General features: G+C 50.5%; 11 protein-coding genes. All 11 read right to left on the bottom strand.

All coding sequences use genetic code 11. The features are described 5' to 3' along the window. Window positions 1-23: 23 nt before the first annotated feature. Window positions 24-1,148: a DHHW family protein gene (locus tag RTV33_RS03120; protein WP_312641461.1), complete on the bottom strand. Its 1,125-nt coding sequence runs from the start codon at window positions 1,146-1,148 to the stop codon at window positions 24-26. A gap of 49 nt (window positions 1,149-1,197) precedes the next feature. After that, window positions 1,198-2,529: an MBOAT family O-acyltransferase gene (locus RTV33_RS03115; RefSeq protein ID WP_312641460.1), complete on the bottom strand. Its 1,332-nt coding sequence runs from the start codon at window positions 2,527-2,529 to the stop codon at window positions 1,198-1,200. Window positions 2,530-2,532: 3 nt separating this feature from the next. After that, complete coding sequence (locus tag RTV33_RS03110) at window positions 2,533-3,126, bottom strand: DUF4093 domain-containing protein (RefSeq protein WP_312641459.1); 594 nt, start codon at window positions 3,124-3,126, stop codon at window positions 2,533-2,535. A 12-nt stretch (window positions 3,127-3,138) separates the two neighbouring features. Next, window positions 3,139-4,188: a DNA polymerase III subunit delta gene (holA, locus tag RTV33_RS03105; protein ID WP_312641458.1), complete on the bottom strand. Its 1,050-nt coding sequence runs from the start codon at window positions 4,186-4,188 to the stop codon at window positions 3,139-3,141. A 30-nt stretch (window positions 4,189-4,218) separates the two neighbouring features. Further along, entirely contained in the window at window positions 4,219-6,372 is a 2,154-nt protein-coding gene (locus tag RTV33_RS03100) for a ComEC/Rec2 family competence protein (protein ID WP_312641457.1), read from the bottom strand. A gap of 99 nt (window positions 6,373-6,471) precedes the next feature. Then, window positions 6,472-7,011 carry a phosphoribosyltransferase family protein gene (locus RTV33_RS03095; RefSeq protein WP_312641455.1) on the bottom strand — a complete coding sequence of 180 codons (540 nt, stop codon included), beginning with the start codon at window positions 7,009-7,011 and terminating at the stop codon, window positions 6,472-6,474. Between the two features lie 115 nt (window positions 7,012-7,126). Continuing rightward, window positions 7,127-7,465, bottom strand: a complete 339-nt coding sequence (locus RTV33_RS03090) for a histidine triad nucleotide-binding protein (protein WP_312641453.1) — start codon at window positions 7,463-7,465, stop codon at window positions 7,127-7,129. Between the two features lie 129 nt (window positions 7,466-7,594). Beyond that, the gene (alaS, locus tag RTV33_RS03085) at window positions 7,595-10,249 is read right to left on the bottom strand and encodes an alanine--tRNA ligase (RefSeq protein WP_312641451.1); all 2,655 of its coding nucleotides are present in this window, start codon (window positions 10,247-10,249) and stop codon (window positions 7,595-7,597) included. Window positions 10,250-11,393: 1,144 nt separating this feature from the next. Further along, window positions 11,394-12,059: a stage II sporulation protein R gene (spoIIR, locus tag RTV33_RS03080; RefSeq protein WP_312641449.1), complete on the bottom strand. Its 666-nt coding sequence runs from the start codon at window positions 12,057-12,059 to the stop codon at window positions 11,394-11,396. Window positions 12,060-12,117: 58 nt separating this feature from the next. Beyond that, complete coding sequence (gene ispE, locus RTV33_RS03075; protein ID WP_312641447.1) at window positions 12,118-13,002, bottom strand: 4-(cytidine 5'-diphospho)-2-C-methyl-D-erythritol kinase; 885 nt, start codon at window positions 13,000-13,002, stop codon at window positions 12,118-12,120. 11 nt (window positions 13,003-13,013) lie between these two features. After that, complete coding sequence (locus RTV33_RS03070; protein WP_312641445.1) at window positions 13,014-14,153, bottom strand: DUF362 domain-containing protein; 1,140 nt, start codon at window positions 14,151-14,153, stop codon at window positions 13,014-13,016. Between the last annotated feature and the right edge of the window lie 17 nt (window positions 14,154-14,170).

Here is a 14,170-nt window from a genome sequence, read left to right as displayed (position 1 = left end):
CCAAACCGGCAGGAGCTTTGTTTTTACAGTTCGCCAAGTACCGAAAGGTTTTCACAATGCATATAGGTATCGGTGGAAAAAGCAAACAGCACCTGGTCGTAGTATAAAATATCTGCATCAGATAGCTGCTGGGGTGTTGCGGTTGCTGCATTGATAATCTGAATCTCGCTGTAGTGCGGGGTGAGAAACGGCACATAGCTTTTGGCGGTTTCATCCCCAATGATGAGCAGCTTGGTTTTATTGGGGCTGGGCTTATCCGCACCTGTTTTAATCGTGATATCCACAATCTGCGACATACCGCCAAAATAGACGTCCAGCGGTTTTTCACCCAGCAGGCAGCTGCGGTCGTACAAATCGTTGAGCGAAGCATACTCATTGTCTTCGGTTCTTCGGATGGTATAGGTGCGGTAAAATTTATCTAGGCGGTAATGGTAAAGGGTGATAACGTCGTTTTTCACCTGCGCATAGGGGAACTTGGTTTTCAAGCTGCCTTCATAATCGTGTTTTACATACTCAATGGTGTATTTATCCAGCGAGTTGACGTTTGTTCCCAGCTTATCGCCGAGCACCATATAGGTATAATAGCCGCCCAGAGGGGTGATCTGATCCTCCGTGTTGTAGTAGAGGTTTTTGCTTTGGTTTGCAAACAGCATGGGGTAAACATCCACGGTGAGTAGCTCGCCGCCAAAGCTCTGATAAATATCATCGATAAAGCTTTTTTGATTGTACGGCGTCGCAAAATCGGGAAGCGACTGCTGCTTGACTGCCGAAGCTGTGGGCAGCAGCATAAAATAGGTCTTGGTTTTTACGCGCTGCGCAAACTGCATAATTGCAGCGTTGTTGGCCTCGACCAGCTTTCTATTGGGCTTTGCAACGTTTTTAATAATGCTCGTATCTGTGATGAAATAGCCGTCAATCTCCTTGGCTCCGGTACGGTAACGCAAGTTCCACGCAAAGTTTGAAAGCTGCTCCCGCTGCGGAAAAACCTGTCGAAAGCTCTTTTCAGCCTCTTTGGCATAGTCCCCCGACGCAACCTGGAGGATATCAAAGACGGGGAATGCGTCAAAGCCGCCGGAAATCCACGTCCATGCCGGTACAAGCAGCATTAACAGCAAAAAAATCAACGCGCTTACTCGTTTTCCCATCATAAAAAACCCTCCTTACCAATACAAAATTTTCAAAATAGGCTTCTGCTCGCTACACCACCAAAAACGCGGTGGAAACCACCAGCAAAAGCGTGTTGATAACGATGTTAACAATTTGGCAGAACACCGGCACCTTTTTGCGCAGCGACACAAGCAGGGTGTGCACCAAGCTGGTACACAGCACAAACGCTATGATGAGCAGTATATAGTTGGACGATGCGATGTACATGGCCGTATCGGTATAAAGCTTAGGGCTGCCAATGCCCAGCATCGTTTTAAAATAACGAATGCTTTGATCGACATTGTTGCCCGCAAAAATAACGAACGATAGCAGCACCACCGCAAAAGTGTACATGCGTGTAAACAGCACCGGAAGTTTTTTCAGCAGTGTGCCAAGCCCCAGCTTTTCGAGAAGCTGAAACAGTACAAAATAAAGCCCCCAGATAATGTAGTTGACGCGAAAGCCAAACCACGCGCCCCAAAACAGGGTGACGATACCGATGTTCAGCACCAAGGCGGTGCCGTTTTGCAGCTCGCCACGCAAGCGCTCGGGCAAATACGCACGGAAGAAATCGCTGACGGTAATATTAAAACGGCTGACAAACTCGGTGACACTGCGCGACTGGTAGGGATAATAAAAGTTGCGCGGCAGCTCGAGCGAGAACATTTTTGCAAGCCCGCGCGCCATATCGCACAGCGATGAAAGGTTAAAGTAGATGGCAAACGCCAACGCCGCGGTCATCAGCCACGACGAAACCACCGATTGCTCAGAGCGCGAAAACGCGGCAAGCTGGTCGTAAATCGCAGTCATATTGCCGCCAATGAGCACCTTTTTGGCAAGCCCCTGAATGTATAGGATTACCCCCTCACTCATCGTAGAAAGCGAGGGGCGGCGGTCTTTAATTTGGCCGCGCAGCTCGTTCCAGCGCACCAGCGGGCCGGCAGGCAGCTTGACAAACAGCACACAGAACAACGCAAAATCAATGAGATTATGCTCACACTCGGTCTCGCGCTCGTACACATCCAAGGTGTAGCCCAGGCTGGTAACCGCATAAATCATCACACCAAGCGGGCGCCACAGCTCGCGGTTTTGGGTAAACGCTGAAAGCAAAATAACAAGCATCGCATTTTTAATCAGCACCGTAAGCATAAGTGCCTTACGCAGCTTTTCTTTGTCGTCCAAACGCTCCATCAGCCTGCAAACGGCATAATCGAACAGCACCGAGCCCACCATCAGCGGCAGATACTTCGGTTCTGCCAGTGTATAGAAGCTCAGTGAAATAAGAACCAGTATTGCGTTTTTCGCGCGCTTTGGCGTAATGTAATAAATCAGCACCGAAAACGGCAAAAACAAGTAGATAAACGTCAAACTGTATAGCGTCAACTATTACTCCGTCCTTTGCAGCTCTGCCACTAAATTTTTATATTCTTCAAAGCTGAACAGCGTGTTCAGCACATCAAGCATGGAATTTGCCGAGAGATATTGCGGTAGGCCCAGTTTTTTCAGCAGCTTTATGCGCAGCTCGTGGCTGCCCGCTGTACCCGAAAGCCCGTCCTCAAACAGGTGGGCTTTGGTGATTTGATGTGTTCCCCCGCCGCCCTGCTGCGCATGCACGCCTGCTTTTTCAAGCGCCGTGAGAATCACATCTACCGGTACGCCCTCTACACCCAGCGTACCGGCCTTTGAGCCCTTGGCTTTGCGTTTTTCTTTGCCCAAAATCTCGGGAATATAAGCATGATAGATTTTACCTTCGCGCACACAGTTTTTGATATGGTTGCGTATCGTAAAGCCCGCCGTGTCGGAATCGGTCAGCACTACAAGTCCTGTGCGCTTTGCAAGCTCCGAGAGCAAGGCGATTTTATCTTTATCCTTAAAAATGCGAAAGCCGTTGGTTTCAATGATGGTGGCATCTAGAATAGATGACAGCTTGATTTTGTCATATCTGCCCTCCACCACGACAGCCTGCTTTAGTTTAATCACAGGTATTCTCCTTTATCGCCGGGCGTTGCCCACGGCAAAAATGCGGGTAATGGTCTCTTGTAGGATGATTACGTTATCGGTTTTGCTGCTTTTCAGCTTGTAGTCGGCTTTTGCAAGCAACTCTAAAATACTGCCGAGCTGAGCCTTGCCAAAACGGTCGCAGTCGCGCATGGCATTTCTCACGCGCCAGTCCTTCCCCTTATACGCACCGAAGATACGGCTGAGGTCGGCGGCGGTTTTGCTGTTTTCGCGCGCTACCCTTGCGCGGTAAAGATCGATAAAGCTGGCTGAAAGTGCACCGAGGATCATGACAGGCTCCTCACGTAGGTACAGCAGCTCGCTAAGGTTCTGCATCGCACCCTGATAATCCCCCTTGATAATCAGTTTGGAAAGATCGAATACGCTTGCATCCAAAACAGCAACCGCACAAAGGTCAATATCCGCTTTGGTAATTTCGCCCGTGCTTTTGTAGGCGCACAGCTTGTTCATCTCATTTTGAAGCACCTGCATATCGTCGCCGCAGCGCTCGATTAAATAGTAGCAGTTGTCCGACGATATTGTACAGCCATTTTTGTCGGCAATTACTTTTAAAAAGCGGTTGGTATCGCTCGGGGAGCGGGCGCCCAGTTCAATTACGTCGCCAACAGCATCCACCAGCTTGACAAACGCCTTCCATTTCGCACTCTTTTTCATATCTACCATAACATCGGTGGTGGTGAACACCAGTACCGTGGATTCGGGCGGGCTTGCCAACAGTTCTTTGAGCTTGTTGTTGTCGGTTGCGGTAAGCTTGCCAACATCCAGGTCGTTTACCACAACACATTTGCGCGGCGCCATCATGGGCAGTGCTTCCACCGCGTCTGAAATATCATCAAGGCTGGCACTCGTGCCATCAAAACGGTTGAGGTTAAAATCGGCAAACGCCTTATCCACAGTTTTATCAATAATCTTTTTTAGGTACATTTTTTTCAGGTAATTCTGCTCACCATATAAAAAATACACGTTACATGGGTTATAATTTTTCAGTTTGGCCGCAAAATCGGCTTCGGTTTTATAAATCAATTTTACAGCCCCCTTGTTTTTTGCTGCATATCAGCCTGCAAGCACCTTCAGCTTCCCGTCCTTTATCATCCAGCTGATTTCAGACTTGTCGTCATCCAGCACATAGGCGGATACCGCAAGCCCTGTATGTACCTCGCCGCTATAAATGCGATTGGTGACCAAAGTATCGCAGCGCAGACGGCTGATACCCTGCGGGGTATCGCCAGCCAGAACGGCAATGGCGCAGTCGCCAAACCTTCTGCTACTGCTTAGTATATCACATTCCCCTGTCAGAATGAAAGTTTTTATCCCGTTAAATTCCGCTGAAATGTCGTTTTGGTAAAGCTGTACCTTTCCCCCACTAAGCAGCGAAACCTGCATATCTCCCCACTCATACACCGCACCCGCCTTCTGTACCGCCTGGGCAAGCCGTTCATCCTGGTAATCTTCCATACTTAAAACCGCAGTGCCGACCTGGTAGCGCTCAAGCAAGCTGCCTGCCGCACTGTTTCGCCGCCGTGTGGTGGGCTGCAGCGCAAGCAGGTCGATACTGTCGATGGAGTACCGTTCGAGCACCGACTGCACCCGGTATGCGTCGTTTTTACTGTTGATGTCGCCGAGCACTGCGGCGCGGCGGTCTTTTACCACCACAAATATCACCGAATTTTCGGTGACGAGAGTGGTGGCACGCACCGTGCCTCGCAGCAAAAGCTGATAAGAGAAGATACCTACCATCAGCGAAATGGCGCACAAGGCACCACAAACAATCGTCTTTTTGCGCGTTGGGCGTATCATTGCCAGTGCAATGAGTACCGCCGCACCAAGCATCCACACCGGCACGAAACCGGCTCCCACCGGCAGCTGTGCAAACGGCAGAGCTGCCATCATCGCCGATACCGAGGAGATAATTTTAATCGCAATACCCGCCAAGAACGCAAACGGCACTGCTGCCACGCTGATCAGCGGCACCGCGCTCAGCACAGCGGCGCACAAACCCAAAACAAGCGAAAGCGGTATAAGAGGTGCAATGAGTAAATTGGTGAGTGGTGCATAGAGCGAAACACGCCCAAAGCTAAACACGATAACAGGCAGGGTGAAAAGTGTAGCGCAAAGCGTCATCGCCAGCGAAGAAACGGCAAACTCCTGTGTTTTTGGAAAACGCGCTCTGCCCAGTCGCTTTTGAATGGCACCGTACAGCTTAGAGGAACACAATACCATGCCCAGCGTTGCCAAAAATGTGAGCTGAAAGCTGATGTCACCTGCGGCAAGCGGGTTTGGCACGCAGATGAACAGCCCTGCCACCGCGAGCGAGGTGAGCGAATCTGCCTTGCGCCAAACAAGTTGTGCAACCAAATGCAAAATAACCATAACGCCCGCTCGCACCACCGAGGGAGTATACCCCACCAGTGCCATATAAAGCAGAATAGCAGCAGCCGTCAGAATCGTGCTCAGCTTATGCCCCAAGCGCAGCCGCTGAAACACCATCTGAAAAAAGGCGGATATTACCGCAATATGAAAACCTGAGATTGCAATAATATGCGAAATACCCGCGGCGGCATAGTCGTCTCTCGTCTCCTGCGGAATAAGGTGCTGCTGCCCGAGCAGCATGCCTGCCAGCACATTGCCTTCTGTTTTGGGTAGCATGCGCCGCAGCTGATTGGACATCGCCTGCTTTTGCTGATTCAGCCAGCCGCGCAGATTTCCCTGCGGCGGCGCGGTGATGTAATCGCCCAGCACAAAACCACGCAGGGGTACCGTTTTCGCTTTGCGCTGTGCATACAGCGAGGTGCTGCCACTTTCATAGAGCGAGAGCGTAACGGTTGCCGAAAAGCGGTCTCCAAGGTCGGTATCCAGTGTTTCGCGCGACGAAACCGCCATAACCGTACCATTCGCCAATTCCAACTCAATGGAGCGTTCACCCACAACCCTGGTTACCGTGCCGGAGACAGGCACCGTTTTGCCCGCCAGCTTGCGCTGTGGCTCTATGCGCCACAGGGTAAAAAGCATTACCGCTATACATGCCACGCTTGCGGTAAGCAAAACCATACTGACACAACGCTTCATCGGGTGGCGCGAAAGCAACGCAAGCAGCCCGCACAATCCCATTGCAATACCTGCTGCAAAGCTGATTGTCCACGAAAAACAGACAGCGACCGCCGCTGTAAAAAGATAGGTCAGCCCTATTACAGCAATCGGTCGCTTCATATTGTTACCCTCACTTATTCTTTACTAAGAGCCTACGGGGGCGTTGCCCCATGCCCTGCAAAAAATGACGCGGTTATTTAAAGCCTGTAGATGGTTCTATTACTTTGGGAATACGGGTAGCTTCTCTAAAAAGATAATATCGGTTCTGTCGGCTGCCTCGCCCTCGGCAAGTACAGCAGCCTTGGCGGCAATAATGCCCTGTGCCTTTTCAACAAACTCCTCCATCGCCTTTAGCGACATACCTGTGCTGATGACATCGTCTACAATCAGCACGCGTTTGTCTCTGAGTGACTCGAGGTCTTTTTTATCAAGATACAACGTCTGCACATTTGCGGTAGTAATTGATTTTACATTGACGCAAACAGGATCGGTCATATATGCTTTTTTACCCTTGCGCACCGGAATATACGGCTTGCCGGACTGGCGCGCCATCTCGTAAGCGAGAGGAATGCTTTTTGCCTCTGCGGTAAGCAGAACATCAAACTCGGGGGCAAGCTTTAGCAGCTCTTCTGCACAGCGCACCGTCAATTCTACATCACTAAACATGATGAAGGAAGCAATGTCCAAGTGATCGCTGACTGGGCAGATTTTTAAATCGCGCTGCAACCCGGCAACTGTTAATTTATAGTATTTGTCCATAATGGCACCTCTTTCAAATAATCTTGTTAAAAGGCCTTACCTAAAATGCACAGCGGCTAAGGTTTACTGTATGCAGCCTTAGTTTTGTGTCCCGCTTGCCGGCAGGCGCTGCCCGCTAGCCCGGGGGCCATGTCAGGCTTCTGCCTGCCAGAATGTGAAAATGCAGATGACCGACGGTCTGCCCGCCGTGCTCACCGCAGTTATTCACAATGCGGTAGCCTTTTTCAAGCTTTAGATCTGCTGCAATTTTTGCAATTACCTCAAACACGTGTGCAATCAGCGTGCTGTTTTCAGCCGTAATGCAATCCGCACTTGCAATATGCTCTTTGGGAATGACGAGAAAGTGTACCGGTGCCTTTGGGTCAATGTCATAAAAGGCAAGCACCTTGTCGTCCTCGTAAATTTTGTTGGAGGGGATTTCACCGGCTGCAATCTTACAAAACAAACAATCCATCTTTTTCGCCTCCTGCGGGGATACCCCCGCAGGCAAGCCGACAGGGTACCAGCTCTATGCCAGCCACTCTGCCCGCTCAGCGGGTTCTCCCTTAGTATTTTAATGGTGTCTCACACGGGGATGCCCCGGTTAATGTTGCTTGCCTACCATCTCTTCAATCAGCGATGGAACCTGTGCAAACGCTTCATCAATTTTAAACAGCTCGGTTGCACCACCCTGTGCACTGTCGGGGCGTCCGCCACCTTTGCCGCCTACCAACTCACAAATTGCCTTCACCAGCTTGCCCGCATGCATACCTTTTTCAATGGTATTCTTACCACAAGATGCGAAAATAGACGCTTTTCCGTCGGTAACGGTGGAGATAATACCAACCATGTTTGGTGCTTCTGCTTTGATTTTATCGCACATGGCACGAATCGCCTCGGGCTTGGTACCGGTAAATGAAGCACAGATGTATTTTACACCGCAGATTTCTTTTGCCTGACCAAACAGCTCATTCGATTTTGCCTCGGCAATCTTCGTATTGATTTCCTCAAGCTCTCTTACCTTTTCTTTGAGTTCTGCCATAACCTGTGCCGATTTTGCTACCAGCTCGTGCGGGTTGCTTGCCTTGAGGTTCTCAGCAGTTTTTACCATCATCTCATGGCTTTCGTTTAGCAGCTCCAGTACATTTAGGCCGGTAGCAGCTTCAATTCTACGCACACCTGCCGCAACCGAGGTCTCTGAAACAATCTTGAACAGGCCAATTTTAGCGGTGTTGGAAACATGGGTACCGCCGCACAGCTCAATGCTCTCGCCCGAAACGTTTACTACACGAACCACATCGCCGTATTTTTCGCCAAATAACGCAGTAGCACCAATCTCTTTCGCCTCTTTGATCGGCATTTCCTTGATGCAAACATCATATGCACGCATAATCAGCCCGTTTACAACATCTTCCACTTGCTTGATCTCGTCGGGGGTCATTGCGCTGAAATGGGTGAAGTCAAAGCGTACACGGCCCTCGTCCACCATCTGGCCGGCCTGCTGCACGTGGTTGCCCAGTACATCGATCAATGCTTTTTGCAGCAGATGCGCCGCGGTATGGTTGCGCATAATAGCACGGCGGCGTTCATCGTCGATTCTTGCGGTGACCTTGTCACCCATGGTGAACATACCGTTCATCATCTCGCCGTTGTGTAAAAATAAGCCGGTCGCGGTTTTTTTGGTCTCGTAAACATTAAACAGGCTGTCACCCAGTTTGAGAACTCCGGTATCGCCAATTTGTCCGCCGCCTTCCGCATAGAAAGGCGTCTGATCTAAAATAATGGTACCCTTGTCGCCTGCATGCATGCTGTCAGTCATCTCGTTATCCTTAACAATCGCAATGATACTGCCCTCATCCGCCAGCTTGGCGTAGCCGGTAAAGGTGACATGGCGATCTTTCAGATCGGCAAATACGTCGTCTGCCCAGCTGATGACGTTGCCCGAAAGGCGCGCGGTTCTTGCACGGTCGCGCTGATCGTTCATCAGGCGCTTAAACTCGTCTTCGTCTACTTCGATGCCGCGCTCGGCAATAATCTCTTTGGTGAGGTCAATGGGGAAGCCGAAGGTATCGTACAGCTTAAAGGCTTCTTCACCCGAAAGCAGCTTACCGTTGATGCTCTCTGCCGAAAGCTTGTCCATCAGATTGCTGAGCATTTCAATGCCCATGTCGATGGTTTTGGCAAAGCGCTCTTCCTCCACCTTAATGACCTTCTCAATGTACTCTCTTTTCTCAACAAGCTCGGGGTAAGCGGTTTCGTTTTCTTTAATCACCGTATCGCACACTTTATAAAGGAACGGCTCATTGATGCCAAGCAGCCTGCCATGGCGCGCAGCACGGCGGAGCAATCTTCTCAACACATAGCCTCTGCCCTCGTTGGAGGGGATAACACCGTCGCCGATCATGAACACGGTGCTGCGGATATGGTCGGTAATGACACGCAGAGAAACATCAGTTTTGTACTCTTTGCCGTATTCAACGCCGGCAATCTCACGAATATGCTTCATGATATTCTGTACGGTGTCAACCTCGAACAGGTTGTTGACGCCCTGCATGATGCATGCCAGACGCTCAAGCCCCATGCCGGTGTCGATGTTGGGGTGTGCCAGACGCTCGTAATTGCCGTTTCCGTCACCATCAAACTGCGAGAATACAAGGTTCCAAATCTCCATGTAGCGGTCGCAATCACAGCCCAGTGCGCAATCCGGTTTGCCGCAGCCATGCTCGGGGCCTCTGTCCCAATGGATTTCGGAGCAGGGACCACAAGGGCCGGAGCCGATCTCCCAGAAGTTATCTTCTTTGCCCATGCGGACAATTTTTTCAGGGGGAATGCCGACATGTTTGGTCCAAATTTCAAATGCCTCATCGTCATCCTCATAGATGGTAATCCACAGGCGGTCTGCGGGCATCTCCATCACTTCGGTGAGGAACTCCCACGCCCAGGCGGTAGCCTCCACCTTAAAGTAGTCGCCGAACGAGAAGTTTCCCAGCATCTCAAAAAAGGTGCCGTGACGTGCGGTTTTGCCCACGTTCTCAATATCGGGTGTACGAATGCATTTCTGGCAGGTGGTGACACGCTTGTTCGGCGGCACTGCCTGCCCCAAAAAGAATTTTTTCATAGGTGCCATGCCCGAATTAATCAGCAGCAGGCTTTTGTCATCGATTGGAATCAGCGGAAAACTGGGAAGCCTTGTATGTTCTTTGTTCTCGAAAAAAGAGAGATATTTCTCTCGAATCTCGTTTAGTCCCATCCATTTCATTTGCGTGTACTCTCCTCTTTGTAATAAAACTTCATAATACTCCAATTAGTTGTAAAAATAGATAAAGACCCTCATCCCGATAGGGACGAAGGTCTTGTCAATACTCCGTGGTACCACCCAAATTGCACATTTCTGTGCCACTTTGCACCCCTTTAACGCAGGGCAGACGCCGCAATCTCTCGCGGTGCTCCAAGATGGCTGTCAAACTGATGCAACAAGGATTTTTCAGCGGCGCAATCCTCTCTCTGTGGGTGCAAAATCGGCTTGACTGGTCTTTTCAACGCATATTACATTATCATTTAAATTATAGAATATTATCCCTTACTTGTCAAGAAAAACACGATTGTCATGCATCTTCAAAGGTTTTATCTGTTTCATGCAGTTGAAACAAAAGAGGATGAGCCCCGCATAATAGACGCGCCAATGAAGAACAGTGCATTCTGCATGGCGACAACAGAATAATATTGAAAAGGTTTGGGGAAGTTTGAAACCCCTTTCCTAAAAAGGGGTTTCATTGAGAACCTCGCGCACAGCGCGAAACTGCTTTCGTAACCTAAAACCTTTTTCTTGGTACACTTCTTTTGTGGTTTGACAAAAGAAGTAGTACTCGCCGCCGCAGCGGCGAAACAACTTAAAATGAAGCTGGTACGTCTTGTGCAAAAGAAATAAAAAGGGAGCTGGGAGGTTGCACCCCGCGTGCCACAACGGAGGTGCTCATTCCGCGCGCCCATGTATAAACAAAAACCGCGCGCTCTTTGTCCGCGCGGTCAGGCTGCAAACGAGCCCCGCATAATAGACGCGCCAATAAAGAACAGTGCATTCTGCATGGCGACAACAGAATAATATTAAAAAGGTTTGGGGAAGTTTGAAACCCCTTTCCTAAAAAGGGGTTTCATTGAGAACCTCGCGCACAGCGCGAAACTGCTTTCGTAACCTAAAACCTTTTTCTTGGTACACTTCTTTTGTGGTTTGACAAAAGAAGTAGTACTCGCCGCCGCAGCGGCGAAACAACTTAAAATGAAGCTGATACGTCTTGTGCAAAAGAAATAAAAAGGGAGCTAGGAGGTTGCACCCCGCATGTCACAATATAGGTGCTCATTGCAAAATATCGCAGTGATCTCTGCGGGTACTTTAGAAGTAGCCCTTACCGGCTTATTTGTGCTTTTACATGGGTTACAGTTTGCTTTTCCTCTTCAATTTTCTTTTCTTCCTGCTTTTTCTCCCATTTGTCTTTCAGCTTTTCGTAAGCCTCTACCACTGCAAATTTCAGCTCGTATTCCGGCTCTGCCGAAATAAGAATCTGTTCCGCCGCGCTCATTTCGCTTCTCTGCTTTTTTTCTGCCGCTGGCAGGCACATAGGAGGAAACATTACGCACCACCAGTTGCGCCCCGCACCCTCGCCGATGAGGATACGCACCGCGTCGTAGCGCCCCGCGGGCATCATGACACTGCCGTATTGGCGAGTGGTAAAGAACATGTTCACCACCTGCGCGGTCACTTTATCGTTGCACCCGTTTGCACGTAGGGTTTTTTCTGCCACCGCGGTAATTTCACCGAGGTTCTCACGCGCCAGTTTCACCGCCCGTTCCTTGGTCTCGGCACCGCCGAATGCGTCGGCCGCTTCGGTCAGCACTGCGTCGCGCACCATCAACTTCAGCGCTTGGTCGCTCTGGCTGTCTGAGTTCGCAAGAATGTGCAGGCGAATGGTGCTGCCGCGCACCGTATCGCACTGAGCAGCAAAGCCTGTTATACTGCCCGTTATAATCGACAATACAAGTCCTATTAGTATTGAAAGTTCCCAACGTTTCATATGTAAAATCCCGCCTTTACTAAGATGTTACTCCTAGTCTGGGCGGGAAAATATGGGTTTATTCAGTTGCCTCTATAACTTTTACCCCATGTTCGATGGGATGCGTAATGAACACCGATTTACAACTGCCCATTAACTTGTTTGCGCAGCGCCGCGCCAAACGTCTGCTCTCGAACAGGCCGAATACCGCTGTTCCGCTGCCCGTCATTGCGGCACCGAGACAGCCATACTGCATCATCACACGCTTGATTGTACCAATGCTCTCAAATGTAGTGACCTCTTCAAACACATTGCACAGGTTTTGAGCAATCCCGTGCAGATCCCTTGCAATAATCGCCACCGTCATATTATCAAGATCGGGGCGTCGAGCAATCTCGGTAGTGTCATAGCGGGTAAAGCACTCGGCGGTTTTCATGCTCTCGTACGGCTTCGCAAGTACAATACAGCACTCAGGCAGGGCGGGCAGGTGGGTAAACAGGTCGCCGATCCCCTCGCTGATTGCTGTGCCGCCCACAATACAAAATGGTACATCCGCCCCTGCCTTTACCCCAATCTCACACAGCTGCTGGGGCGTAAGACCGGTGTGGAACAGCTCGTTGAGCGCCACGATTGTCGCCGCTGCGTCGGTGCTGCCCCCCGCAAGCCCCGCCTCCATGGGAATCGCCTTGCGGATATCGATGCTTAGCCCCTGCGACACAGTACCTGTTGCGTCAAAAAAATGCCGTGCCGCTTTGTGGCAGAAGTTGCGTTCATCGCATGGCACCTCGGGGTTGGTGCAGGTAATCGCAATCCCCCGCTCGGAGGTGAGCCCGACCGTCACCAAATTATACAGGTCTATGGTCTGCATCACCATTTTCATATAGTGATAGCCGTCGTCGCGCTTGCCCACAACATCAAGTGTAAGGTTAATTTTTGCGGGCGCTTTCAGTTTGATACTAGGCATAAAAACCTCCTTTACGAACGGAACAACCTGCTGCGTTTTACATGGATGGCCTTTACCGGGCACATTTCGTGGCAACAGTAGCATTTGATGCAATTACCGTAATCGATATACGCCTTGCCATCGGTAATTGCAATGGTTTTTGCCGGGCAGCTTTCGGCACACTTTCCGCACCCGATGCACTGTTTGAGGTGAATGACAGGTTTTGGCACAAGCCAGCGGTCGGTTACAGCATTCACCGCGCCTTGTATCCATTTGGGCAGCCGAGTGTTAAAATCCACCGGTTTGGTGGCGGGTAACCGAAAGCTTTGAATCGAATCTATCTTTTGTGTATCTCCCACCAGCTCAATTGCTTCATAGGCGGACGCAAGCCCGCGCTCGAACGACGCTTTTACCGTATATGCCTGTTCGTTTGGCATATGGATAAGCCTGCACAGCACCACATCAAGGCTGTAGGGGTTTGCCGCACATAGCGTCAGCCCCGTATGAATGGGGGTACCTCCCGAAGGTCCATCCCCCTCCATGGAGACCACCGCGTCTACAAAGGTAATGGCGGGCTTTACGGTTTCGCACAGGTCAATGAGCATGTCGCTAAACTCTGCACCATCTTTAAAGCGGTAGTGGAACTCCGGCTTTTGGAGGCCCGGCACACAGCCGAACAGGTTTTTTACAGCACCCGAAAGCCCCGTCATGCAGTGGGTTTTCAGCTTACAGATGTTAATCATGAGATCGGCCTGCGCTACAGGGTTTATAATGTTGAAGCTTGTGACGCGGTGAGTTTGGGTGGTAATCTCCCGCCAGCCTGTGTCGAGGTTGAGCTGAATCTCCTCGCGCTGTGCCATGTCGGTCATCCCGCAGGTTTTGTAAATACCGCTGAGCGCACCCACTGTATACAGCCCGCCGGGGCTGTCTGCCAGTGTGATGTCGGTAACGCCGCGCTTTTTCAGTGCACGTACAACCGCCGCCACAACCTCGGGGTGGGTGGTGGTCGCCTCCTCGGGGGTGCGCTTCATCAGCAGGTTGGGTTTTAGCGTAACCCGCAGCCCCGGGCGCAAAAAAGAGTCAAGACCCAGCAGTTGAAAGTGGCTTTCAACCGCTGAGTCCAGCAAATGTGGAATATAATCATCTGTACTGATTATTGATACCTTGTTCAAGAGAACCTCCTGCCGAA

Source organism: Hydrogenoanaerobacterium sp. (assembly GCF_032017025.1).
Taxonomy (GTDB): Bacteria; Bacillota; Clostridia; order Oscillospirales; family Ruminococcaceae; genus Hydrogenoanaerobacterium.
This window is presented reverse-complemented; position numbering and strand designations above follow the sequence as displayed.

Coding starts and splice junctions, on each gene's coding strand:
- spoIIR (WP_312641449.1), bottom strand. CDS start 12,059: ATGAAACGTTGGGAACTTTCAATACTAATAGGACTTGTATTGTCGATT.
- RTV33_RS03100 (WP_312641457.1), bottom strand. CDS start 6,372: ATGAAGCGACCGATTGCTGTAATAGGGCTGACCTATCTTTTTACAGCG.
- RTV33_RS03090 (WP_312641453.1), bottom strand. CDS start 7,465: ATGGATTGTTTGTTTTGTAAGATTGCAGCCGGTGAAATCCCCTCCAAC.
- RTV33_RS03095 (WP_312641455.1), bottom strand. CDS start 7,011: ATGGACAAATACTATAAATTAACAGTTGCCGGGTTGCAGCGCGATTTA.
- ispE (WP_312641447.1), bottom strand. CDS start 13,002: ATGCCTAGTATCAAACTGAAAGCGCCCGCAAAAATTAACCTTACACTT.
- RTV33_RS03120 (WP_312641461.1), bottom strand. CDS start 1,148: ATGATGGGAAAACGAGTAAGCGCGTTGATTTTTTTGCTGTTAATGCTG.
- alaS (WP_312641451.1), bottom strand. CDS start 10,249: ATGAAATGGATGGGACTAAACGAGATTCGAGAGAAATATCTCTCTTTT.